Source organism: Hymenobacter elongatus, from assembly GCF_004745955.1.
In the GTDB taxonomy this organism is placed as follows: Bacteria; Bacteroidota; Bacteroidia; order Cytophagales; family Hymenobacteraceae; genus Hymenobacter; species Hymenobacter elongatus.
In genome coordinates, this window is record NZ_SRLD01000131.1 from 1 (window position 1) to 570 (window position 570).

The following is a 570-nucleotide window of genomic DNA, read 5'->3' on the forward strand; positions in this document are numbered from 1 at the left end:
ACCAGGGCCAGCACCAGCCCGTCGAGCAGGGCTTGGGCGGTGGCCCGGCGCTGGTGGTCGTAGAATGCGTTTCGGGTCTTGCCAAACAGTCCGCAGAGCGTGCCCACACCGAGGTGCGGGTACTTCCGGCGCATTATTTCGACGGCTTGGCACCACCCTTTTTTCGGATGTCGATTTTATAGGTGGCTTCCGCCTGGTCGATGAGCGTGTGCAGCGCCTCGATTTGCCACTGCGCCTGCCGCAGCTGCGCGGCCAGCGTGGCGGCTTCGCCCGCCGGGGCCGGCGGGTCCGGCACGCTGGGAGGCGCGGCTTCCGCTGCTTGATATGCGGCGACCCACGCGCGCAAGGTGCTTTTCAGCCGCAGGCCGTACTTGAGCAGGGCCTCATCCTCGCTCAGGCGGCCGTCAAGCAACGCGCGCACAATCTGGTGCTTCTGGGCAGGGGTGAACAGTTTGCGGCGCATCTGGGCATATACGGCTGTGCCGTACTGTTTCAGCCACGCCTGCAGCGACGCGTGGTTGATGCCCAGGCGCTGAATCACTTCGCGCTGCGACAATCCGGATTCGACTA

1 protein-coding gene is annotated in these 570 nt (G+C 65.3%); it reads right to left on the reverse strand.

The genetic code is table 11. The features are described 5' to 3' along the window. Positions 1 to 133: 133 nt before the first annotated feature. Positions 134 to 570, reverse strand: a 437-nt coding sequence (locus tag E5J99_RS21565; RefSeq protein WP_167852291.1) for a hypothetical protein, incomplete at its 5' end; no start/stop codon positions are given.